Source organism: Streptomyces sp. P5F9, from assembly GCF_057961495.1.
In genome coordinates this window covers 40,397-61,298 of record NZ_JBXVPZ010000004.1, presented here as the reverse complement: position 1 = coordinate 61,298, position 20,902 = coordinate 40,397, and the positions used below count along the sequence as shown (strand labels likewise).

20 protein-coding genes and 1 pseudogene are annotated in these 20,902 nt (G+C 70.6%); 15 read left to right on the top strand and 6 right to left on the bottom strand.

The annotated features are described in order from the left end of the window. The 9 genes and pseudogenes from AC31A1_RS01670 to AC31A1_RS01630 all read left to right on the top strand — a co-directional run bounded on the left by AC31A1_RS01670 (position 1) and on the right by AC31A1_RS01630 (position 8,664). Positions 1–1,041 (top strand): ABC transporter permease, encoded by a 1,041-nt coding sequence (locus tag AC31A1_RS01670; protein WP_489651436.1) that lies wholly within the window; start codon positions 1–3, stop codon positions 1,039–1,041. Then, a complete protein-coding gene (locus AC31A1_RS01665; RefSeq protein ID WP_489651435.1) occupies positions 1,034–2,020 on the top strand; it encodes an ABC transporter permease in 987 nt (328 codons plus the stop codon). The genes AC31A1_RS01670 and AC31A1_RS01665 overlap by 8 nt, the downstream gene beginning before the upstream one ends. 98 nt (positions 2,021–2,118) lie before the next feature. After that, a complete protein-coding gene (gene rhaS, locus AC31A1_RS01660) occupies positions 2,119–3,201 on the top strand; it encodes a rhamnose ABC transporter substrate-binding protein (protein ID WP_489651434.1) in 1,083 nt (360 codons plus the stop codon). A 50-nt stretch (positions 3,202–3,251) separates the two neighbouring features. Next, positions 3,252–3,572 (top strand): L-rhamnose mutarotase, encoded by a 321-nt coding sequence (locus AC31A1_RS01655; protein ID WP_489651433.1) that lies wholly within the window; start codon positions 3,252–3,254, stop codon positions 3,570–3,572. 17 nt (positions 3,573–3,589) lie between these two features. Continuing rightward, complete coding sequence (locus AC31A1_RS01650) at positions 3,590–5,014, top strand: BNR repeat-containing protein (protein ID WP_489651432.1); 1,425 nt, start codon at positions 3,590–3,592, stop codon at positions 5,012–5,014. 88 nt (positions 5,015–5,102) lie between these two features. Next, positions 5,103–6,134, top strand: a complete 1,032-nt coding sequence (locus AC31A1_RS01645) for a LacI family DNA-binding transcriptional regulator (RefSeq protein WP_318020551.1) — start codon at positions 5,103–5,105, stop codon at positions 6,132–6,134. A gap of 111 nt (positions 6,135–6,245) precedes the next feature. Beyond that, the gene (locus AC31A1_RS01640; protein ID WP_489651431.1) at positions 6,246–7,550 is read left to right on the top strand and encodes an alpha/beta fold hydrolase; all 1,305 of its coding nucleotides are present in this window, start codon (positions 6,246–6,248) and stop codon (positions 7,548–7,550) included. A gap of 6 nt (positions 7,551–7,556) precedes the next feature. Continuing rightward, positions 7,557–7,950 (top strand): annotated as a pseudogene (locus tag AC31A1_RS01635) (PIG-L deacetylase family protein); the annotation flags it as partial. A gap of 87 nt (positions 7,951–8,037) precedes the next feature. Then, a complete protein-coding gene (locus AC31A1_RS01630; protein ID WP_489651430.1) occupies positions 8,038–8,664 on the top strand; it encodes an FxLYD domain-containing protein in 627 nt (208 codons plus the stop codon). Positions 8,665–8,713: 49 nt separating this feature from the next. On the opposite strand, the gene AC31A1_RS01625 is transcribed toward AC31A1_RS01630, so the two are convergent. Further along, complete coding sequence (locus tag AC31A1_RS01625) at positions 8,714–9,727, bottom strand: carbon-nitrogen hydrolase family protein (protein ID WP_489651429.1); 1,014 nt, start codon at positions 9,725–9,727, stop codon at positions 8,714–8,716. Between the two features lie 252 nt (positions 9,728–9,979). On the opposite strand from AC31A1_RS01625, the gene sigJ reads away from it, so the two are divergent. Continuing rightward, entirely contained in the window at positions 9,980–10,885 is a 906-nt protein-coding gene (sigJ, locus tag AC31A1_RS01620; protein WP_489651428.1) for an RNA polymerase sigma factor SigJ, read from the top strand. A gap of 5 nt (positions 10,886–10,890) precedes the next feature. Beyond that, the gene (locus AC31A1_RS01615; protein WP_489651427.1) at positions 10,891–11,721 is read left to right on the top strand and encodes a pentapeptide repeat-containing protein; all 831 of its coding nucleotides are present in this window, start codon (positions 10,891–10,893) and stop codon (positions 11,719–11,721) included. On the opposite strand, the gene AC31A1_RS01610 is transcribed toward AC31A1_RS01615, so the two are convergent. Next, entirely contained in the window at positions 11,683–13,215 is a 1,533-nt protein-coding gene (locus tag AC31A1_RS01610) for a cytochrome P450 (protein WP_489651426.1), read from the bottom strand. The genes AC31A1_RS01615 and AC31A1_RS01610 overlap by 39 nt on opposite strands. Before the next feature lie 108 nt (positions 13,216–13,323). Between AC31A1_RS01610 and AC31A1_RS01605 the strand changes: the two genes are divergently transcribed. Together AC31A1_RS01605 and AC31A1_RS01600 are read left to right on the top strand one after the other, a co-directional pair. Continuing rightward, positions 13,324–13,932, top strand: coding sequence for a TetR/AcrR family transcriptional regulator (locus AC31A1_RS01605; protein ID WP_489651425.1), 609 nt, complete (start codon positions 13,324–13,326; stop codon positions 13,930–13,932). A 121-nt stretch (positions 13,933–14,053) separates the two neighbouring features. Further along, positions 14,054–14,779, top strand: coding sequence for a DUF2470 domain-containing protein (locus tag AC31A1_RS01600; RefSeq protein WP_489651424.1), 726 nt, complete (start codon positions 14,054–14,056; stop codon positions 14,777–14,779). Here the strand turns inward: AC31A1_RS01600 and AC31A1_RS01595 are convergent. The 3 genes from AC31A1_RS01595 to AC31A1_RS01585 all read right to left on the bottom strand — a co-directional run bounded on the left by AC31A1_RS01595 (position 14,747) and on the right by AC31A1_RS01585 (position 18,468). Beyond that, positions 14,747–15,979: a lactonase family protein gene (locus AC31A1_RS01595; RefSeq protein WP_489651423.1), complete on the bottom strand. Its 1,233-nt coding sequence runs from the start codon at positions 15,977–15,979 to the stop codon at positions 14,747–14,749. The genes AC31A1_RS01600 and AC31A1_RS01595 overlap by 33 nt on opposite strands. A 148-nt stretch (positions 15,980–16,127) precedes the next feature. Further along, positions 16,128–17,171, bottom strand: coding sequence for a hypothetical protein (locus tag AC31A1_RS01590; protein WP_489651422.1), 1,044 nt, complete (start codon positions 17,169–17,171; stop codon positions 16,128–16,130). A gap of 43 nt (positions 17,172–17,214) precedes the next feature. Further along, positions 17,215–18,468 (bottom strand): FUSC family protein, encoded by a 1,254-nt coding sequence (locus tag AC31A1_RS01585; RefSeq protein ID WP_489651421.1) that lies wholly within the window; start codon positions 18,466–18,468, stop codon positions 17,215–17,217. A gap of 115 nt (positions 18,469–18,583) precedes the next feature. On the opposite strand from AC31A1_RS01585, the gene AC31A1_RS01580 reads away from it, so the two are divergent. Next, positions 18,584–19,087, top strand: coding sequence for a maleylpyruvate isomerase N-terminal domain-containing protein (locus AC31A1_RS01580; protein ID WP_489651420.1), 504 nt, complete (start codon positions 18,584–18,586; stop codon positions 19,085–19,087). 44 nt (positions 19,088–19,131) lie between these two features. On the opposite strand, the gene AC31A1_RS01575 is transcribed toward AC31A1_RS01580, so the two are convergent. Next, complete coding sequence (locus AC31A1_RS01575) at positions 19,132–19,698, bottom strand: CGNR zinc finger domain-containing protein (RefSeq protein WP_489651419.1); 567 nt, start codon at positions 19,696–19,698, stop codon at positions 19,132–19,134. Positions 19,699–19,880: 182 nt separating this feature from the next. Here AC31A1_RS01575 and AC31A1_RS01570 point away from each other — a divergent pair, with 182 nt between their 5' ends. Further along, positions 19,881–20,882, top strand: a complete 1,002-nt coding sequence (locus AC31A1_RS01570; protein WP_489651418.1) for a quinone oxidoreductase family protein — start codon at positions 19,881–19,883, stop codon at positions 20,880–20,882. Positions 20,883–20,902 lie beyond the last annotated feature (20 nt).

The window sequence follows — 20,902 nt, the reverse complement described above, 5'->3', positions numbered from 1 at the left end:
ATGACGGTCACCGCGCCCAACCCCGCGCCCGCCGCCGAAGTGCCCGAGTCGAGCAGCACCCGGCTCGTCGACCGGGTCTTCAAGATGCGTGAACTCGCCATCCTGGTCGTCTTCTTGGTGATGATCGGCATCACCCAGGCGGGCAACAGCCAGTTCCTGTCCGAGCAGGGAATCAAGGACCTGCTCCTCAACGCGACCATCCTGGTGCTGGTCGCCACCGGGCAGTCGCTGGTCGTCATCACCCGCAACGTCGACCTGTCCGTCGGCTCCACGCTCGGCATCACCGCCTTCGCCACCGGTGACTACCTCCATGGCGGTGGCAACGCTGTCGTCGCGATCCTGCTGGCGGTCCTGCTCGGTGTCGGACTCGGCCTGGTGAACGGGCTGTTGGTCAGTCTGGGGCAGGTGCCCGCGCTGGTCGTCACGCTCGGCACGCTCTACATCATCCGGGGCGTCGACTCCATCTGGGTCGGCTCACGGCAGATCACGGCCGCCGATCTCCCGGGCGGGTTCGTGGACTTCGGCTCCGGCGGACTTTCCGCGGTGCCCTGGCTGGCGATGATCGCGCTCGCCGTACTGATCGCCACCGCCTACTACCTCAAACACTTCGGCAGCGGACGGGAGTTGTACGCGCTCGGCTCCAACCCCGAGGCCGCCCGGCTCGCCGGCATCCCCGTCCGCAAGCGGACCCTCGCCGCGTACACCTTCTGCGGCGGGCTCGCCGGGCTCGCCGGCGCGATGTACCTCGCCCGCTTCGGCAACGTCGACTCCGGCACCGGCACCGGGTACGAACTCACCGTGGTCAGCGCGGTAGTTGTCGGCGGGGTGGTCTTCACCGGCGGCTCCGGCAGCGTCTACGGCGCGGCACTCGGCGCACTTCTGCTGACCTCCATCAACAGTGTGCTGCCCGCCCTCGGCGTCAGTTCCGTCTGGGTGCTGGCCATCAACGGCATCCTGCTCATCCTCGCCATCGCCGTCGACCGGATCGTCGCCCTGCGTGTGGCCACCGCACTGAAGAAGAGGAACGCCCGCCATGCCTGAGCCAGCGTCCTTTGCGAACCGCGCGATCCGCTGGGACACGGTCGTCGGCGCCCTCCTGATCGTCCTGCTGCTGTTCTCCTTCTCCTTCGTGGACGGCTTCGGCAACGCGCTGAACCTGTCGTTCCTGATCGGCAACACGCTCCCCATCGCGCTGATCGCCCTACCGATGACGTTGTTGGTCGTCTCGGGCGAGATCGATCTTTCGGTCGCCTCCACGGCCGGGCTGTCGGGCGCGGTGATGGGCAAGCTGTGGAACGACGGCATGACCATCGAGACGATCATCCCGATCTGTCTGCTGCTGGGCGTGGCCTGCGGGCTGGTCAACGGGCTCCTCGTCACCCGGCTCGGACTGCCGTCCCTCGCCGTCACGATCGGCACGCTCGCCGCGTATCGGGGGATCGCGCAGATCGTGCTCGGCTCCGACGCCGTGACCGATTTCCCCACGCAGTACCTGGACTTCGCGTCCGGGCGGCTCGGGGGCACGTTCCTGCCGCGGGCTTTCCTGCCCTTCCTCGTGTTGCTCGCGATCGGGGTGGTCGTGCTGCATGCGACGCCGTTCGGGCGGTCGTTGTTCGCGATCGGGGCGAATGTGGAGGCTGCGCGGTTCGCCGGTATTCGGGTCCGGCGGCAGAAGTTGATCCTGTTCACGGTGACGGGGTTGATGGCTTCTCTCACCGGGGTGTTCTGGGCGCTGCACTACGCCAGTGCGCGCTATGACAACGCGACCGGGCTCGAACTGTCCGTCGTAGCCGCGGTGTTGCTCGGAGGGATCGACTTCGACGGTGGGAAGGGGACGTTGGGAGGTGCGGTTGCCGGTGTCTTTCTGCTCGGGGCGTTGCAGAACGTGATGAGCCTGCTGAACGTTTCGGCGCAGTCGCAGATTGTCGTCACCGGTGTGCTGCTCGTTGTTTCGGTGCTCGGCCCTCGGGTCGCACGCCAGATTGCCATCGCGAGGGCCGCTGGGCGCGCCGTCGGATAGGTCGTTCGAAAGCTGCCGGCCGGTTGTGGCTGGTCGCGCAGTTCCCCGCGCCCCTTCAGGGCGCCTGACTCACCCCTCATATCAAAGGAACCCCTGCTATGCGTAAGACATCCCTTCGGCGTGCCTGTGCGGCCCTCGTCGCCGTCACTTCGCTCACCCTCGTCGCCACCGCCTGCGGTGGTACCACCAAGAAGGACGTGAAGGACGAGAACACCGGGTCGGCCGTCACCGGTGGCAAGGCGGACCCGAGTGCCGCGCTCAAGAAAGGGCTCACCGTCGCCTTCCTGCCGAAGGCGGTCAACAACCCGTACTTCACCACGTCCGACAAGGGCGGCGAGAAGGCCCTCACCGAACTGGGCGAGAAGTACAAGGAGGTGGGCACGACCAGTGCCACCGACACCGCCGGCCAGGTGAGTTACGTCAACACGCTCACCCAGCAGCAGGTGAACGCGATCGCCGTGTCCGCGCAGGACCCGGGTGCCCTGTGCACCGCGCTCAAGCAGGCGATGAGCAACAAGATCAAGGTCGTCACCTACGACTCCGACACCAACCCGGAGTGCCGCAACGCCTTCGTCTCGCAGGCCAGCGCCGAGGACCTCGGCCGCACCGAGGTGCAGCTGCTCGCCCAGCAGATCGGCTACAAGGGCGAGATCGCGATCCTGTCGGCCGCGCAGACCGCGACGAACCAGAACACCTGGATCGGCTTCATGAGGGAGGAGCTGAAGGACCCGAAGTACAAGAACATCAAGCTGGTCAAGGTCGCCTACGGCAACGACGACGCCCAGCAGTCCTTCCAGCAGACCCAGGGTCTCCTCCAGGAGCACCCGAACCTGAAGGGGATCATCTCCCCGACCACCGTCGGCATCAAGGCCGCCGCCCAGTACCTCTCCGGCTCCAAGTACAAGGGCAAGGTCAAGCTGACCGGCCTCGGCACCCCCAACGACATGCGCAAGTACGTCAAGAACGGCACCGTCGACGGCTTCGAGCTGTGGGACCCGGCGAAGCTCGGCGCCCTCGCCGCGCAGACGGCGGTGGCGCTGGTGTCGGGGCAGATCACCGGCAAGGAGGGCGAGACCTTCAAGGCCGGCGGGACGTCGTACACCATCGGCAAGGACGGCGTGATCAGCCTCGGCAAGCCGACCGTCTTCGACGCGAAGAACATCGACCAGTTCAACTTCTAGTCCCGAAGATTCCGAGAGTTCTGAAGTCCCTTTTCCCCAAAGGGGTGTTGATGCACCGCGTGTGTTTCCTGCTGAAGGTCCGGGCGGACCGCCTCGACGAGTACCGCGAGCGGCACGCCGCCGTGTGGCCCGAGATGCTCGACGCACTCTCGGCCACTGGCTGGCACAACTACTCGCTCTTCCTGCGTGAAGACGGCCTGCTGGTCGGCTACTTGGAGACCGAGGACTTCGCCGCCGCCCAGGCCGGCATGGAAGCCACCGACATCAACGCCCGCTGGCAGGCGGAGATGGCGCCGTTCTTCGAATCCCTGGACGGCGCCCGTCCCGACGAGGCCATGAAACCGCTCACCGAAGTATTCCACCTCGCATGACAACGGAGTCTCCCGAGATGAGAAGACGCACACTGCTCGCAGGCGCCGCCCTCCTGGGCGCCGCGACCACCCAGGCCTTCGCCGCAGGCACCGCCCGGGCCGCGACCGGCCCCTCGGTCAGCAAGACCGGCAGCACCCAACTCGACGCCACCGCCGTCTACTTCGTCTCCTACGACGGCCTGGTCAACAACAACTCGTTCCAGAAGAACGGCCTGTTGACCTACAAGGGCTACCAGTACGCGGCCTGGTACACGTCCACCAAGTACGCGGTGGTCGCCCGCCGCGTCCTCGGCGGTTCCACCTGGTCCACGGTCACCCTCTCCCACCAGCTCAAAAGCGACGACTCCCACAACGTCATCTCGATGGGCGTCTCCAAGGTGGACGGACGTCTGCACCTCAACATGGACTCCCACAGCGACGGCTTCTCCTACGTCAAGTCGGTCGCCGGCCTCCTCGACAACCCGGTGTCCACCGCGTGGAGTTCGTCCGTCTTCGGCGCCGTACAGACCACGCTGGACGGCGTCGCCCTCACCACCCAGTTCACCTACCCCCAGTTCATCGCCACCCCCGAGGGCAAGCTGCAGCTCAGCTACCGCGCCGGCATCTCCGGAAACGGCCGCAACGCCCTTGCCGAGTACGACGGTTCGACCTGGACCGCGCTGGGGGAGTGGACCAGCTCGACCGGCACCTACACGAGCACGCACGGCTCCAGCACCGCCCGCAACATGTACCTGCACGGCATCGACTACGACGTCAACGGCCGTTTGCACTCCTTCTTCACCTGGCGCGAGCAGTCCGCCGCCGTGATGTGCAGCAGCGGCGGCATCACCAACCACGACACCGGCTACGTCTACTCGACCGACCGGGGCCGCAGTTGGCGCAACGACGCCGGAACGGTCGTAGGAACGACGGGCAGTTCGGACACCGTCGCCGTCACGGACGCCGGCCTGGTCGTCGACTCGCTCAACCCCGACCACTCGCTGATGAACCAGGAGAGCCAGTCCACCGACTCCACCGGCCTCCCGCACGCGATCATCAGCTACGTCCCCGGCCGCTTCGGCCAGTGCACAACCGACTACGTCGCCGACCGCACCGCCAACGGCCGTGCCTTCCACGTCCGCAAGAACTCGTCGGGCACCTGGCAGAAGACCGAGATCCCCCTCGCGCTCAACTCCAGCCAGCGCACCAAGCTGGTCCTGGACAAGTACGACAACGCCTACGCGGTCCTGCCCTACGGCCGTATCGCCGGCGCCTCGAAGTCCTCCGGGTACACCGACTGGGCGCTGCTGTACGACGGAAGCGACCTGAACGCGTTCGGTGAGGTCGTCATCGACGAACTGCGGGTGAAGGCGGACAACGTGCTGTCGTTCATGTACCAGGAGAAGTCGAGCGGTACGACCCCCTCGGCACTCCACGTCGTCGACTTCGCCCTGCCCGCGTGACCGGGACGGTCGCCGGAGTCGTCAAAGGTCATGACGGTAATGTGAAGACCTGCCCGCCGTCCCACGTCACCCTGGAGGTCTCCGCCTGATGGCCCAGCCGGTGGGTATCAAGGACGTCGCCCGCGCCGCCGGAGTCTCCGTCGGCACGGTCTCGAACGTCATCAACCGCCCGGACACCGTCGCCACGGAGACCCGGGCCCGGGTGCTGTCCGCGATCGACCGCCTCGGCTATGTCCGCAGCGAGTCCGCGCGCCAGTTGCGCGCCGGGCGCAGCCGGATCATGGGGCTGCTCGTCCTCGACATGGGCAACCCGTTCTTCGTGGACGTGGCCCGCGGCGCCGAGCGGGCCGCGCGCGAATCCGGGCTCGGCGTGATGGTCTGCAACAGTGCGCAGAGCCCCGTCGAGGAGGCCGACTACCTCTCGCTCTTCGCCGAACAGCGGGTGCGGGGCGTGCTGTTGACCCCGGCGGACGCGACGGGACGCAACATCGAGTCGTTCCGCCGGCACGGCATCCCCTTCGTGCTCGTCGACCGCGTCGCCGAGGGCACCACCGAGTGCTCGGTCTCCGTCGACGACGTCGCCGGCGGCGCGCTCGCCGTGCGGCACCTGGTCGACGCGGGGCACCGTTCCATCGCGTACGTCAGCGGCCCGCCCGGCTTCAATCAGGTGCGGGACCGCCGTACCGGTGCGAAGAACGCGCTCGCGGAGGCCGGTCTCGACCCCGACGCGCTGCGCGAGTTGCCCACCGACCGGCTCGACGTGGCCGCCGGGCGGGACGCCGGCGCCCGGCTGCTCGGCCTCGCCGATCGCCCGACGGCCGTCTTCTGCGCCAACGACCTCCTCGCCCTCGGCGTGCTCCAGGCCATGTACGCGGCCGGGGTCGGCGTCCCCGACGACCTCGCGATCGTCGGCTACGACGACATCGAGTTCGCGGCGGCGGCAGCCGTACCGCTCACCTCGGTCCGTCAACCGGCCGTCACCATGGGCGCGTTGGCCGCCGAGCTGCTCCTGGAGGAGACGGAGGCGGAGGCGGACACGACGGCTCGCCCGCACGAGCACCGGCGGGTCGTGCTCCAGCCGGAACTGGTGGTGCGCCGCTCCAGCCTCGCCGCCCGCTGACCGGTCGGTCAGTAGCGATCAACAGGATTTCATGATCCAGGGGGTCGGATATCGGACGCGCATGTGCTGAGATGTGACGCGGCCCGTAAATCGTCCGTCCCTGGAGACCCGTTGTCCGTCAGCTACCGCCAGCCCGGCGTCGTCCTCACCGACCGCCACTTCACCGTGCCCCTCAACCACGAGGACCCCACGGGAGAGACCATCGAGCTCTACGCCCGTGAGGTCGTCGCGAGCGACAAGGCGCAGCGCGAGGACCTGCCGTGGCTGCTCTACCTCCAGGGCGGACCCGGTTTCGGGGCGAATCGTTTCGTCGGCAGGCAGGCCTGGCTCGGCCGAGCGCTCGACGACTACCGCGTGCTCCTCCTCGACCAGCGCGGCACCGGCCGCTCCACCCCGCTCACCCGGCAGACGCTCCCGCTGCGCGGCGGGCCGGCCGAGCAGGCCGAGCACCTCACGCACTTCCGCGCCGACTCGATCGTCCGGGACTGCGAGACGATCCGCCCCGCCCTCACCGGCGGCGCCCCCTGGACCGTCCTGGGCCAGAGCTTCGGCGGCTTCTGCACGGTGAACTACCTGTCCACGGCCCCCGAGGGCCTGCGCGCCGCCGTCCTCACCGGTGGCCTCCCGTCCCTCGACGCCCACGCGGACGACGTCTACCGCGCCGCCTACCCGCGCATCGAACGCAAGGTCGCCGCCCACTACGACCGCTACCCGCAGGACGTTGAACGCGCCCGCCGCATCGCCGAGCACCTGATGCGGCACGAGCCGGTCCTCCCCAACGGCTACCGGCTCACCGCCGAGGCCTTCCAGTCCCTCGGCATCATGCTCGGCGGCAGCGAGGGCAGCCACCGCCTCCACTTCCTCCTGGAGAACGCCTTCGTCCGCACCCCGAGCGGCCACGAACTCTCCGACGCGTTCCAGGAAGAGGTCCAGAACTCCCTCTCCTACGCCGGCCACCCCCTGTACGCCCTCGTCCACGAGTCGGTCTACGGCCAGGACGACCGGCCCACCGCCTGGTCCGCGGAGCGCGTCCGCGCCGAGTTCCCGCAGTTCGACGCCGCCAAGACCCTTGCGGGCGACAGCCCCCTCCTCTTCACCGGCGAGTCCATCCACCCCTGGATGTTCGACTGCGACCCCGCCCTGCGCCCGCTCCGCGAGACCGCCGAACTCCTCGCCGCCCACCCTGGCTGGCAGCCCCTCTACGACCCCGCGCGCCTCGCCGTCAACGAGGTCCCGGTCGCCGCGGCCGTCTACCACGACGACATGTACGTCGACGCGGCCCACTCGCTCCAGACCGCCCGCACGATCCGCGGCCTGCGCACCTGGGTCACCGACGAGTTCGAGCACGACGGGGTGCGGGCGGGCGGCCCGCGCGTCCTGGACCGGCTGCTCGCCCTCACGCGGGACGAGGCGTAGAGCCCCCCGCTCCGGGAACGCGAGCAGCGGGCCAGTGCGGCGGTCGTGGGCGTGAGCGAGGTGGAGTTCCTCGACCACCGGGACGGCGTCATCGAGTACGGCATCGCCTGGAACACCCCCGACCACGTCGCCGTGGGCCGGGCCACCCTCGACGCGGCCGGCGACGCGGGCAACCGATGGATCTTCCCGGAATTCCGGGACCAGGGCCTGGAGCCGTGGACGCGGCCTCCGGCCTGGAACGCGGGGTGCGCTCCCTGCTCGAACACCGCACGTACATCGAGGCGTTGACGGACGAGGACCCGGAGACGTACGCCCGCGAGCTCCTGACCAAGTGGGCGACGATCACCGGGGAGAGGTCGGCGGAAAGCCGGCGGTGTCGTTCGAGCTGTTCGCGAGGTAACGCCCGCGAGGCAGGCGGGGCGGGCCCGTCACCCGGTGGCCCTCGGTGATGTGCCGCATCGAAAGTTCCGACATAAGGTTCATTTCGATGAATACCAAGCCACTGAACAGCAAGTCGCTCCGCCGGGCCCGCCCGGCCGCCCTGGTCCTCGCCGTCGTCGCGGCGAGCACGGTCGCGCTGGTGTCGTGCGGCGACGACAACGACACCTCCGGCAGCAGCTCGCAGGTATCGACCCCGGACACGGCCTCCTTCTCGGGGATGACACCGTCGCCCCTGAAGTCGGCCGCGTCGTCGGCGGTCGCGTCGGCCCGTGCGGCGGCCTCGGCCGTGGCGTCCTCCGCGTCGGCGGCCGCGTCCTCATTCGAGGCCTCCGTGTCGTCGGAAGTGGCCCGCGCGAGCAAGGACGCCCAGAACGAACTCAAGGACGTCGAGGGCCAGGGCAACGCGATGTCGGACGTGGCCATGACCGGAAAACCGCGCGCTCAGACCAGCGGCCTGCTCGCCGTCGTCGTCACCATCACCAACAAGACCGACAAGAAGGCGTCCTACGCCGTCCAGGTCGACTTCCTCGACTCCTCGGGGAAGGTGGTGGAGACCCGTTACGTCGGCGCCGAGAACCTGGCCCCCGGCGCGAAGGCCCAGCCGGTCGCCATCAGCGCCAAGCCGCCGGAGCCGGTGCTGACCCCCAAGTTGGCGAAGGCGCAACGCTATTGAGCGGCCTGCCGGGCAAGAGGTTGCCCAACGGGCCGCTCAACACCGGGAGTTAGAAGGCCGCTGTCCGGTCCTCGCTGCGCGGGTCGGTCACGTGGTGCTCGGTGTAGACGCCCGCCCGCGCCTCACGACGCCAGGGACGTGCGTAGTTCACCGCGTCGGCGGCGGCCTCCGAACTGTCGTCGAGGTTCACCACGGCCACCGACGGCGAGTCGTCCGAAGGGCACCGCGCGAGCCAGTCGCCGTTGGGGGCGACGATCCCGGACGGCGCGGTGCCGCTGTGCTGCGTGGGCACCGACAGGCTGACCCAGTAGCTGTTGACCGCGGCGTGGCCCTGGGCCTGGGCGGCGGTGTTGCCCGGGGTGCCACTGGTGGAGAACAGGACGCAGTCGACGTCCAGTTTCTCGTACTCCGCGAACAGCTCCGGGTAGTGGATCTCCATGCCGAGCAGGCAGCCGAAGCGCACCCCGTCGACGTCGAAGGTCACCGGTGAGACGCCCGGCGAGTACATGTACGAGACCTTCGTCCTCGACAGCAGGCGCTCGTCGTAGCGTGTGACGACCTCGCCGCGATCGGAGATGACGTAGAGGCTGTTGTGCGGACGGTTCGGGCCCGTCAGACGGTGCGCCGCCGCGACCACCGTCCACAACCGCAGCTCACGGGCCAGCTCGGCGATCGCGGCCAACTCGGCCTGGAGCACCGGCCATTGGCACCGGTCCCAGTCCGCGGGGCCGACCGCGTCCGGGCCGTCGACGGACATGACGTACTTGTTGGGGAAGCAGATCGCGCCTTCCGGGAAGTGCACGATCCGCGCTCCCTGAGCACCGGCCTCGCGCATCAGCGCACGGACCTCACGCCCGCTCTCGCGGAGCGCTTCGACGTCTCGGGGGTCTTCGCGTACGGGGGTCTGCGCCACGGCGAGCCGCACGCGCTTGGGGTTCCTTGCTTCCGGCATGACGTCTCCTGATGGAGTCGGACGGAAGTGCCGGAGGGCGGTCGTGTAGGACTCGCCGGTCTTGGCGGCGCGGGCGCGCACCTGGCGCTTGAAGTTCCTACGGGCTGTCATCGCGGCCTTCCACGCCTTGAGCGACGGCTCCCCGGCAACCTCGCCCGAGGCGATCGGGCTGCGACAACGACCTGAGACACTGGTCCCTTTGCCTCCGCTGGGAGACCGTGCCGGGGACGGTCGTGGGAGGTTCGGCGTAGGCCACGCAGTCGGTCATCATGCCGTCGCGCGCAGGCTCCGTCAATATCCTTCAGTACGTCCAGCGCGCCGTCGAACGACCGGCCGCGGGCGAGAATCGATCACGGGGACGGTATGAACGACGAGGACCTTCTGGCGGACCGCTTCGAGGCACACCGGGGTCGGCTGCGCGCGGTCGCCTACCGCATGCTGGGCTCCGTGCCGGAGGCGGAGGACGCCGTCCAGGAGACGTGGCTGAAGCTCAGCCGGACCGACGCGGACGACATCAGGAACCTCGGCGGCTGGCTGACCACGGTCGTCGGCCGGGTCTGCCTCGACCTGCTGCGCTCCCGTTCGTCACGCCGCGAGGACCCCATGGACGAGACCTTCACCGAGACCTTCGTCCCTGACCCCTTGATCAGACCCCTCACGGAACTCGATCCGGAGGCGGAAGTACTCCACGCCGACTCCGTGGGCCTCGCCCTCCTCGTCGTCCTGGAGACCCTGGAACCCGCCGAACGGCTCGCGTTCGTCCTGCACGACATGTTCGCGGTGCCCTTCGACGACATCGCCCCGATCGTGGAACGCGGCTCGGCCGCGACCCGCCAACTGGTCAGCAGAGCCCGCCGCCGGGTCCAGGGCGCGAGCCCGTCGACCGACCCCGACCTCGCCCGCCAGCGCGAGATCGTCGAGGCATTCCTCGCCGCCGCCCGCGAGGGCGACTTCGACGCCCTCGTCGCCCTCCTCCACCCGGACGTGGCCCTGCGCGCCGACTCCGGAGCCCTCGTACGGGGCGCGGCCGCGTCCAAGGCGATGCGCGGCGCACGCGCGGTCGCCGAACAGGCGCTCCTGTTCGCCCCGTTCGCCCGCCACGCCCGACTCGCCCTGGTCAACGGCTCGGTGGGCGTCGTCAACGCCTCCGAGGGGCAGGTCCTCTCGGTCATGGGCGTCACCGTCGCCGACGGGCGGATCACCGAGATGTACATCCTGTCCGATCCGGATCGGCTGGCCCGCCTCGATGCGACCGGGTCAGTACGCTGAACGGCATGGAAGATCACATAGCGGCCCTCTCCGACCTCCGCGGAGACTGCGAGCGCTGCTTCGGGCTGTGCTGTGTGGCACTGCCCTTCGCCGCCTCGGCCGACTTCGCGCTCGACAAGGCCGCCGGGACGCCGTGCCCGAATCTTCAGGGCGATCACCGCTGCGGTATCCACGCGAAGCTCCGGACCAGCGGCTTCACCGGCTGCACGGTCTACGACTGCTTCGGCGCCGGGCAGCAGGTCTCCCAGGTCACCTTCGGCGGACAGGACTGGCGTACGGCTCCCCGGGAGCAGGCCCGGCGGATGTTCGACGTGTTTCCCGTCGTACGGCAGCTTCATGAACTGCTCCGGTACCTGACCGAGGCGCTGACCCTGCCCGCCGCCGGCCCGGTCCACCCCGACCTGCGCCGGGCCCTCGGCCGTACCGAGGAACTCACGCGCGGGACCCCCGAAGAGCTCGCCGCACTGGACGTGGGCGCGCATCGGCAGGAGGTCAACGTGCTGCTGCTGAGGACCAGTGAGCTGGTGCGGGCCGGGGCGCGGGGCAAGAAGAAGGAGCGGCGGGGTGCCGACCTCATGGGTGCCCGGCTCAGGGGCGCCGATCTGAGCGGGGCCACTCTGCGCGGTGCCTGTCTCATCGCTGCCGATCTCACCGGGGCCGACCTGCGCGGTGCGGATCTGATCGGTGCGGATCTGCGGGACGCCGATCTCACGGACGCGGATCTGACCGGCGCCTTCTTCCTCACCCAGCCTCAGGTCAACGCGGCCCGGGGAAGCGCCGGGACCAGGTTGCCGGAGTCAGTCGTCCGTCCCGTGCACTGGACAGCGGGGCTCTGACCGCACCTCGTCGGGAACCGTGACCGGTGCGGGGGCCGCTGCCGCGTGGCGGCGGTCGAGGTGCAGGCGCAGGCCCTCCGGCATCAGCGTCAGACGCTCGGTCACGCGCAGCCGGTACGCCGGGTCGGGGCGCAGTTCGTAGCGGCGCAGCAGCAGGCCGAGGACCAACGTCGCCTCGTGCAGGGCGAATTGGCGGCCGATGCACGCCCGCGCTCCCGTCCCGAACGGCTTGAAGGTGTGCGGGGCGCGGGAGCGTACGGCCTTGGCGTCGAAGCGGTCCGGGTCGAACTCCTCGGCATCCGCGCCCCACACCTCGGGGTCGCGGTGCAGCATCGGCGTGAGGATCAGCGCCCAGGCGCCTCGGCGCATCGGGTGGACCCCGGTCAGTTCGGTGTCCCGGGTGGCCTCGCGGGCGTACGCGGGCGCCGTCGGCCACAGCCGTAGCGACTCGTCGAGCACCCGGCGGACGTAGCGCAGCTTGGCGACCTGGTCGTAGCCGGGGGCCTCGGTGTCGCCCCACACCTGGTCCACCTCGGCGCGGGCGCGGGCCGCGATCTCCGGGTGACGGGCGAGGTAGTGCAGCGCGAAGGACAGGGAGCCCGAGGTCGTCTCGTGGCCGGCGACGAGGAAGGTGATGACCTGGCGGCGGACGTTCTCGGGGGAGAGGCGCTCGCCGGTCTCCGGGTGGGCCGTGTCGAGCATTCGGTCGAGGAGGTCGCCGTCGCCGGTCCCGCTCGCCTGGCGGCGGGCCTGCACCATCTCGTCCACCGTGCGGTTGAGGTAGGCGATGTCCGCCTCGTTGCGGCGGGTCGCGGTCCGCAGCAGGAGCGGGGCCAGCGGCGACGGTACGGAGTTGAGGCGTTGCGCGTAGCTGAGCGTGCCCACCATCGACGTCACGAAGGGGTGCGGGCGGTCGCGTTCGAAGGAACCGAAGTCGTGGCCGAAGCCGGTGCGCGAGATCGTCTCCAGGGTCAGCTTGGTCATGTCGCCGGGCACGTCCACCGGTCGTCCGGCGGTGAGTTCGCGGTCCCAGTGGTCGGTGAGCCGCTCGGCCACGGACAGCATCATCGGGTGGTAGCCGGCCATCGCCTCGCGGCTGAAGCCGGGGGCCAACACATCATGTGCCAACTGCCAGTTGGGCTCGTGGTTGTACGCCGTGAACAGGCCGTCCCCGGCTACGGGCCGCAGGTTCGCGACCCCCAGGCCGACATGCTTGGCGAACCGTGACTCGTCCGCCATGTCGGCGACCAGGTCGGCGCCCCACACGAACACGAACTCCTTGCCGAAGGCCTTCCGCCGGAAGACCGGGCCCAGTTGGCGGGCGTAGCGGAGCGTGTCCTGGAGGGGAGTGCGGCGGTCGGCGCCCAGGACGTCACCGAGCAGCGGGACCCGGCGCGGGGGATGCGGGATGCGGTCGAGGTGGGGCCAGCCCTGCTCGGCGCTCCGGAATCCCTTCGGCAGCGCGGTCGGCGTCGCCGTGGTCGTCTCCGCCATGACGCGATCTCCCTTGATCCTGCGGCAGATTGAGCCTGTTGTACGTGGGTTCAATAACAGGTTTCAGTTTGATCCCGTTGTTGAACCGACGTCAAGTAAAGTGCGGGAATGGCCGCCAATCAGGGTGAGCGCACGCGCCGCCGGCTGAGCACCGAGGAGCGCCGGGAGCAACTCCTCACGGTGGGCGCGCGGTTGTTCTCCGAGGATCCCTACGACGACGTGTGGATCGAGCAGGTCGCCGAGATCGCCGGCGTCTCCCGCGGGCTGCTTTACCACTACTTCCCGACCAAGCGGGACTTCTTCGCGGCCGTCGTCGAGCGCGAGAGCGAGCGGATGCTGCGGATGACGGCGGCCGTGCCGGGCGTACCGGCCCGTGAGCAACTGGCCGCCGCCCTCGACACGTATCTGGAGTACGTGCACAGCCACGCGCACGGCTATCGCGCCTTCCACCGCGCCGACGCGGCGGGGGACCAGACCGTACGGCGGGTCTATCAGCGGGCGTTGGCGGCGCAGGAGCGGCAGATCCTGGCCGCGCTGGCCGCGGATCCCGAGTTCGGGCCGGCCGTGGCGGAGCGGCCCGACGCGAAGCTCGCGGTGCGCGGCTGGCTGGCCTTCACCACCGCCGTCTGTCTGGAGTGGCTGCGGGGGCCGGAGTTGAGCCGGGAACAGGTGCGCGATCTGTGTGCGCGGGCCCTGTTGGGCGTCATCTCGCCCTGAACGCGTCCTGGAGTCGCTCGGAACTCGTCCTGGACGACTTGGTGGAGAGATTGCGTGGCGTGGTTGGCGTGCGCTCCGATCTTCGATAGGTTAGGCAAGGCTTACCTAAGGAGGTTCAGGGATGGGTGACAGCCAGACGTGGACGGCCGTGCCTGCCGCGGCCGAGCGGGCCCGCTCGGTGCTCGCCGCCGCATGGTCCTGCGCGGTGACCGCGGAGGGCGGTCGTGAGGAGTTCGTCGGTGCGCACAGTGTGGACGACGACGGCCGGGTAGTCCTGCAAGTGCCCGAGGACAGCGCCCTGTTGGCGGCCGCGATCTGCGCGCCCCGCGGAGAGCCGTCCGCCGTCCTGGAGTTCGCGGACGTCGCGCCCGTCCCCGTGCGCAACCGAATCCGGGCCCGGCTGTGGCTGGCCGGGTGGTTCGTGCCCGATGAGGGTCAACTCGCCTTCCGGGCAACGCGCGTGGTGCTGCGCCCGGCGACCGGCGCGGTCGTCATCGACCTCGACGAGTTCGCCGCCGCCGAACCCGACCCGCTGGCCCTGGCCGAGGCTCAGCTGCTGACCCATCTCGCCGACTGCCACTCCGACGCGGTCGAGCGGCTCACCCGGCTCGTCGAACCCGACAGCCTGCACGGCGCGGTTCGCGTCCAGCCCCTCGCCGTCGACCGGCACGGACTGACCCTGCGCATCGAGCGCGCCCGCGCCCACGGCGACGTACGCCTGCCGTTCCACGCGCCCGCCGACACGGTCGCCCACCTCACCGAGCGCATGCATGTGCTGCTCACCCAGGCCAGCGCCGCGTCCTGCCCGCGCCCCCTACAGCGGCAGCGCACAGACGGCGACCGGTGACGCGAACGGCTCGCCCGCGAGCCGCAGTCGACCCGTGCTGTCGTCCACGTGGAACACACTGACCGTGCTCGACTTCTGGTTCGCGGCGAACAGCAGTGTCCCGTCCGGCGAGAGAGCGATCTGCCGCGGGAAGTCACCGGACACCGGCACCGTGCCCAGCAGCCTGAGCCGGGCGCCGTCCGCCTCGACGGCGTACCGGGCCAGGGAGTTGTCACCGCGGTTGGCGAGAAAGGCGTACGCGCCGTTCGACGTCACCAGGATCTGCGCCGGGTAGTTGGTGGCGCTGCCCGTGCTGCCGCTGGACTGCGGGTCGCCGATCGAGAGGGCGCCCGTGGCCGGGTTGTAGGCGCAGACCGCGACGGTGTCGTCGACCTCGTTGGCCAGGTAGGCGTACCGGCCGCCGGGGTGGAACGTGAGGCTGCGTGGGCCCGCGCCCGCGCGGGTGTGCGCCTGCGAGACCTCGGTGAGCGTGCCCTTCGTGGTGTCCAGGCGGTAGGTGTAGACCGTGTCGGTGCCCAGGTCGACGGCGAGGACATGACCGCCGTCGGGACTCGTCACGAACTGGTGCGCGTGAGGGCCGTCCTGCCCCGGACCCGGCTGCGGACTGGAGTGCTTGGCCAGCGCCGTGCGCTCGCCGAGCGCGCCCGAGGCGTCGATCGGGTGCACGGCCACACTGCCGGACGTGTAGTTGGCGCTGAGCAGCCAGCGGCCGGTGGGGTGCACGGACAGATGGCAGGGGCCCGCGCCGCCGGTGTTCCGGGCGCCGAGGATCGTACGGTCCGCCAGGCCTACGGCGGTCACCGCGCCGGCCGTCTGCTCGTCGACCGCGTACAGCGTGCGGCCGTCGGGGTGCACGGTGAGGTACGACGGATCGGAGACCCCGGTGAGGGTGCCCGCGCCGGTGATCTGCCCGGTCGACGTGTCGTAGGTGGCGAGGCCGATGCCTTTGCCGCCGCCGTCGACCGAGGTGTACGTGCCGATGTAGAGGGGGCGGGGGCCGGAGCCCTTGCCCTTACGGCGTGCGTCGGGTGCCGGTGCCTTCGCGGCCGACGGTTCCGGCGTGGTCGTACGGGACGAATCGGGGTCCGCCGGCGCCGCGGCCGGTGCGGGGACCGCGATGACCGCCGCGGTTCCGCCCAGGGCGCCGATGAAACGGCGCCTGCTCCAGCCCTCGCGTGACGCCTCCGCACCACTCGTCATGCCCACACCCTCAGGTCGTCGCTCGCCTCGGTCGTCACAGCAACCTTGGCGTGCGGGGGCCGTTGAGCGCAAGAACGGCAACGGGCGTTGCATCCAGTGCAACGAGCGTCGGGTGGGTGACCTGCCCAGTCGGCTGCCCGGTGATGGACTACCAGTCGCCGTCCTCCACCGGCTTGCCCTGCGCGTCCTTGAGGGGCTGCACCTGGTCGGCCGCGGGCTCCTGCCAGGGTTCGTGGTCGTCGCCCAGCCAGTCGCCGACCGGCTGCACCGCGCCCAGGGTGTCGGCGGGGGCGAGATCCTCGGCGTCCTGGTCGTAGTAGTCGAACCAGGGGAGCCCCGCCCGGGTGTACGCGGCACGGTCCACCGGCGACGGCGGTGGGGCCTCGCCGGTGATGCGGCGCCACTCCGGGGGCGTGACCAGGTGCACGAAGACCCGTCCGGCGGGCTCCTCGGCCCAGGACGTCAGCGGGCGGTCGTCCTCGTAGACCTCCTGGCGCATCGAACCGCCGACTCCGAGTCCCATGGCGGTGGCTCGGGGGCTCGGTGCCGGCGGAGCGCCGGGCGCGGCCATCATCGGCATGGCGGGCACGCTGCCGTAGCCACCGGTCGGCAGGGCCGTCGTACGCGCGCGGGACCGCTGCGACCGGCGTCGCTCCGCCTCGCGCCACGTGGCCAACTCCCGTTCGTCGAGCGGGAAGGCCTGGAGCTGGACGCCGCCCCACACCTCCTCGCCCGTGACCTGCCCCTCGACGGTCGCGCCGAGGCCGAGCGGGACCGCGACGAACTGGCGGACCGTGCCCTTGCCGGAGTTGATGCCGTCGAGCCACGGCTGGCGGGGCAGCACCACGTAGTTCTGCGGGTCCCGGGACAGCCGGTCGCTCCACGGCTCGCCCGACACCGCGCACACCTTGCCGACCCCGACCTGCAGCGCGGCCGGCTCCCGTGTGCCCGCGAAGCTCAGCCACATCGCCTCGCGCAGATACACCGGCAGCATCACCCCGCCCCGCGCCCGCCACTCCGCGGGCACGGTGTCCGGGAAGTCCGCGACCCGCCGGACCGGGAACTCGCCGAGCCCCGGTGGCAACGGATGCGTGCCCGTCTCCGGCAGCCGTAGCGTGCGGACGAACCGCACCGCCACACCACCGGGCAGCCGCAAGGTGTTCCCGTCGATCCGTACGGTGCTGTCGGTCATGCGCCCGCCCCCTGTTCGGTCGCCGAGGTCTCCGGTGACTTCGTCACCTAGAACGATCGGCGCCCTCTCCCCGGTTCCTGCGCAGCCGATCCGGCACGCCCACCCGCTCGCGCAGCCAGGTCAGCCACGGCAGGCGTTCCCGCTGTTCAGCGGCGCATCGGTCGAGTTCCTCAAGGAGCCGGCGCGAGCGGTGCTCGGTGTCCAGCTCGTCCAGCATGCGGTTGACCTCGGTCAGCATGGCACCCAGCAGCTGCCACTGGGCCGCGTCGCGCTGGACCTCCTCCAGGAGCAGCTGGGCCAGCTTGTCGCGGGTCGCGGCGGCCGTGTGCAGCTCGGCGGTGAGCCGTGACTCCGCGGACTCGGCGCTCACCGTCACATCGGTGGTCACCAGCACCGCGAAACTGACCACGGCGTCACCGATCTCGGACAGCAACTGTTCTACGGCGGCGCCCGTCGGCGGTGCGAACAGCGGCTCGGGGTCGCGTTGTTTCGCGAGGTCGGTGAAGGTGCGCGCGAGGACACGGAGCACGACCGTGCAGATCTCCAGGGTGTCCAGGCCGGTCCGCAGCACGACCCGGTGCAGCAGCCCCTCCCGTACGCGCGGATTGAGCCGCAGGCTGTCCTCGGCCTGCCGCAGGGCCGCGTCCACCTCGACGATGTCGTGGTCGAGCCGGCGCGCCTCGTGCAGCCGGGCGGTGGCGTGGTCGACGGGTGTGCGGCCCGCCGCCTCCTCGCCCATGCGCCGCATCAGCCGCCGCAGCCGACGGGCCAGCCCCTCGATCGACTCGCCGGCCTCGTCCACCCACACCGGGGGAGCCAGCAGCAGATTGCAGCCGAGTCCGACGACCGCGCCGATGAGTGTCTCCACCACCCGCGCCCAGGCCGTGTTCCCGACCGTGGTGACCCCGAGGACCAGCATCGCGCTGATCGCCACTTCGGGCACGTACTCGTCGACCCGCACCAGCCGCCCCACCACCAGCGCGGCCACGATCAGCAGGGCCAGGCTCCACCAGGTCAGACCGACCAGCAGGCTGAAGGCGATGGCGACGAGGACGCCCGCGACCACGGCGTTCACGCGGCGGATGCCGTTGGTGAGGGTGGCGTAGAGCGTGACCTGGACGACGAGGAGTGCGGTCAGTGGAGCGGTCAGCGGGGCGGGCTCGGGGCTCAGGCGCAGTGCGACGACGTACGCGACCGTCGCCGCGGCCGCCGACCGCAGCGTCTGGACGGCCACCGGGTCCCGGTGCCGCCCCACGAACCGCACCAGTGGCGCCGACCACTCCCGGACATCTCGCATCCTTGGCCTATTCCCTCTCACCAGATGCGCCGAACGTTTCTCTTGAGGACAGTAACTGTCCGCAAGCCGTCCTGGACTGTCGGCACCGGACAGAGTGACGGGGAGGGGAACGTTCATGACGAACATCCAGGGCATCGAGGTACTGACCCGCTCGCACGACTATCTGCGCGAGGTGGTCGCCGCCGCGCCCGAGGCGGCTTGGTCGGCACCGACGCCGTGCACCGAGTGGACGGTACGGCAGGTCCTGGACGGGGACCAGGTCACCGAACTCGACAAGGTGCTCCGCGCGGTGGCGGACGGCTATGCGCACCTGCTCGCCGGCGCCGACCAGGTGCCGACGCCGTTGGGCCCGCTGCCCCTCCCGCTCGCCGCGGCCACGGCCGCCATGGACGCGGCCGTGCACGCCTGGGACATCGCGGCGGCCACCGGCCGGAACCGGCCGCTGGGCGCGGACCTGGCCGAGGGCATCTGGCCGGCCGCGGACCGGCTTGCCGACCAACTCCAGGACTCCTACCAGGTGTTCGCGCCCGCGCTGGCGGTGACGGACGCGTACGACAGGGCCGAATCACTCCTCGCCTTCCTCGGCTGTGACCCGCACTGGACACCCGCCGGTTCCTGAGGGAATCCCCACCCCGATACGCAGGACCACCGCATGGTGCGACTTCACTCGGTCACGGCGGCCCGACTGCGCGATCGATAGCCCGCGATCTTCGCGAGGTTGCCGCAGCGGTCCATCGAGCACCAACGGCGGCGGCGGGCCTGGGAGTCGTCGAGGAACAGCAGCGAACACTCCGGGTTCTCGCACTCCTTCACCCGCTCCAGCAGCGAACTGCCCACCAGCAGCACGCCGTCCCGGGCCACCGTCGCCAGCGCCGCGCGCGCCGGATGCGCCGACTTCCAGCGCTGGTCGCCCAGTTGGGGCGCGAGATCCGGCCGCGCGGCGGCCTCGTTGACCCGCTCGACATCGGCCGCCGCCGGTTCCCGACCGGCCATCGCGTCCCGTACGACACGGTAGAGCGCCTCGCGCAGGGTGCGGGCGTCCGCCAGCTCCCGGGCCGTGACCCGCACCGGCTCGGCACCCACCGACAGCTCCGCCTCCGTGATCCAGCCGGCCAGGGCCGCCGGGTCGGGAAGCCGCTCCACGGGCGTGCCGTGCCGCTTGCCGAGGGTCGCCACGAAGTTCAGGCACGGGCGTCCGCCGATGAACGGGAAGGTGAGCGGGAGGGTCATGACGGCGAGCTTACCTCGCGTACACCGGTTCATGCGGTGTACGCAAGGGGTGGCTGGTAGCGACCGACGGCACCGGACGCGCCTTGACACCGGTTCGTCCGGTGTCGCATGGTGACACCAGTTCAACTGGTGTCCGTCGGATCGGCCCGAGTTCGGTGGCCGTGACAGGGAGCAGGTGCGGTATGCGTGCGGTACGGATCGACGAGTTCGGCGGGCCCGAGGTGCTGGTACCGGTCGAGGTGCCCGACCCGGTCGCGGGTCCCGGGCAGGTCCTGGTGCGGGTCGCCGCGGCGGGCGTGAACCGAGCGGACGCCCTGATCAGGTCCGGGAACTACCACCGGGCCGGGAAGCCGCCGCTGATCCCCGGAGTGGAGGGAGCCGGGACGGTCGCCGCACTGGGGGAGGGCGTCACCGGCTTCACGGTCGGGCAGCGGGTCGTGGCTCTCGACGGCGTCAACTCTCCGGGTTTCTATGCCGAGTTGGCGGCCGTCCCTGCCACCCGGGTCGCCGCCCTGCCCGACGGAATCGACCTCGCGCACGCGGCCGCGCTGCCCGTCGCCTGGCTGTCGGCCTGGTACTGCCTGCGGCACCTCGCCCGCGTCACCAAGGAGGACACGGTGGTCGTGAAGGCCGCCGCGAGCGGGGTCGGCAGCGCGGCCGTACAGATCGCGGCCGAGACCGGCGCCCGGGTCATCGCTCTCGCCGGATCACCCGAAAAGGCAGCCTGGGCAGAGGAGTTCGGCGCCCACGCCACCCTCGACACGTCCTCCTGCCCCGACGACGCGGAGGTCGACGAGGTGCTGCGGCTCACCGGCGGGCGGGGCGCGGACGTCATCCTCGACACCGTCGGAGGCCCGGCGTTCGGGCGCAGCCTGCGCGAGATCGGGCACGGCGGCCGGGTCGTCGCCCTCGCCAATGTCGCCCTGGAGCCGAGCACTGTCGACACCCGCGACTTCTACCCGAAGAACGCGTCGATCCTCGGCTTCCAGCTCACCAACCTCCAGATCCACGGCGGTTACGATCCCCGAGGGGACCTGCGGGAACTCGCGGAGCGGGTGGCCGCGGGCACCTACCGGGTGCCGATCGAGACCGTCGTACCGCTCGCCGAGGCGCGGGCCGCCCATGAGCGGCTGGAGCGGCGGGACAACCGGGGGAAGATCGTGATCGCCGTAGGGCAGGAGTGATCCCGGGCGGGCGGCGGGGC

Excerpts from the sequence above, each read along its gene's own strand:
- AC31A1_RS01670 (WP_489651436.1), top strand. The coding sequence starts at position 1 with ATGACGGTCACCGCGCCCAACCCCGCGCCCGCCGCCGAAGTGCCCGAG.
- AC31A1_RS01665 (WP_489651435.1), top strand. The coding sequence starts at position 1,034 with ATGCCTGAGCCAGCGTCCTTTGCGAACCGCGCGATCCGCTGGGACACG.
- rhaS (WP_489651434.1), top strand. The coding sequence starts at position 2,119 with ATGCGTAAGACATCCCTTCGGCGTGCCTGTGCGGCCCTCGTCGCCGTC.
- AC31A1_RS01655 (WP_489651433.1), top strand. The coding sequence starts at position 3,252 with ATGCACCGCGTGTGTTTCCTGCTGAAGGTCCGGGCGGACCGCCTCGAC.
- AC31A1_RS01650 (WP_489651432.1), top strand. The coding sequence starts at position 3,590 with ATGAGAAGACGCACACTGCTCGCAGGCGCCGCCCTCCTGGGCGCCGCG.
- AC31A1_RS01645 (WP_318020551.1), top strand. The coding sequence starts at position 5,103 with ATGGCCCAGCCGGTGGGTATCAAGGACGTCGCCCGCGCCGCCGGAGTC.
- AC31A1_RS01630 (WP_489651430.1), top strand. The coding sequence starts at position 8,038 with ATGAATACCAAGCCACTGAACAGCAAGTCGCTCCGCCGGGCCCGCCCG.
- AC31A1_RS01625 (WP_489651429.1), bottom strand. The coding sequence starts at position 9,727 with ATGACAGCCCGTAGGAACTTCAAGCGCCAGGTGCGCGCCCGCGCCGCC.
- sigJ (WP_489651428.1), top strand. The coding sequence starts at position 9,980 with ATGAACGACGAGGACCTTCTGGCGGACCGCTTCGAGGCACACCGGGGT.
- AC31A1_RS01615 (WP_489651427.1), top strand. The coding sequence starts at position 10,891 with ATGGAAGATCACATAGCGGCCCTCTCCGACCTCCGCGGAGACTGCGAG.
- AC31A1_RS01610 (WP_489651426.1), bottom strand. The coding sequence starts at position 13,215 with ATGGCGGAGACGACCACGGCGACGCCGACCGCGCTGCCGAAGGGATTC.
- AC31A1_RS01605 (WP_489651425.1), top strand. The coding sequence starts at position 13,324 with ATGGCCGCCAATCAGGGTGAGCGCACGCGCCGCCGGCTGAGCACCGAG.
- AC31A1_RS01600 (WP_489651424.1), top strand. The coding sequence starts at position 14,054 with ATGGGTGACAGCCAGACGTGGACGGCCGTGCCTGCCGCGGCCGAGCGG.
- AC31A1_RS01595 (WP_489651423.1), bottom strand. The coding sequence starts at position 15,979 with ATGACGAGTGGTGCGGAGGCGTCACGCGAGGGCTGGAGCAGGCGCCGT.
- AC31A1_RS01590 (WP_489651422.1), bottom strand. The coding sequence starts at position 17,171 with ATGACCGACAGCACCGTACGGATCGACGGGAACACCTTGCGGCTGCCC.
- AC31A1_RS01585 (WP_489651421.1), bottom strand. The coding sequence starts at position 18,468 with ATGCGAGATGTCCGGGAGTGGTCGGCGCCACTGGTGCGGTTCGTGGGG.
- AC31A1_RS01580 (WP_489651420.1), top strand. The coding sequence starts at position 18,584 with ATGACGAACATCCAGGGCATCGAGGTACTGACCCGCTCGCACGACTAT.
- AC31A1_RS01575 (WP_489651419.1), bottom strand. The coding sequence starts at position 19,698 with ATGACCCTCCCGCTCACCTTCCCGTTCATCGGCGGACGCCCGTGCCTG.
- AC31A1_RS01570 (WP_489651418.1), top strand. The coding sequence starts at position 19,881 with ATGCGTGCGGTACGGATCGACGAGTTCGGCGGGCCCGAGGTGCTGGTA.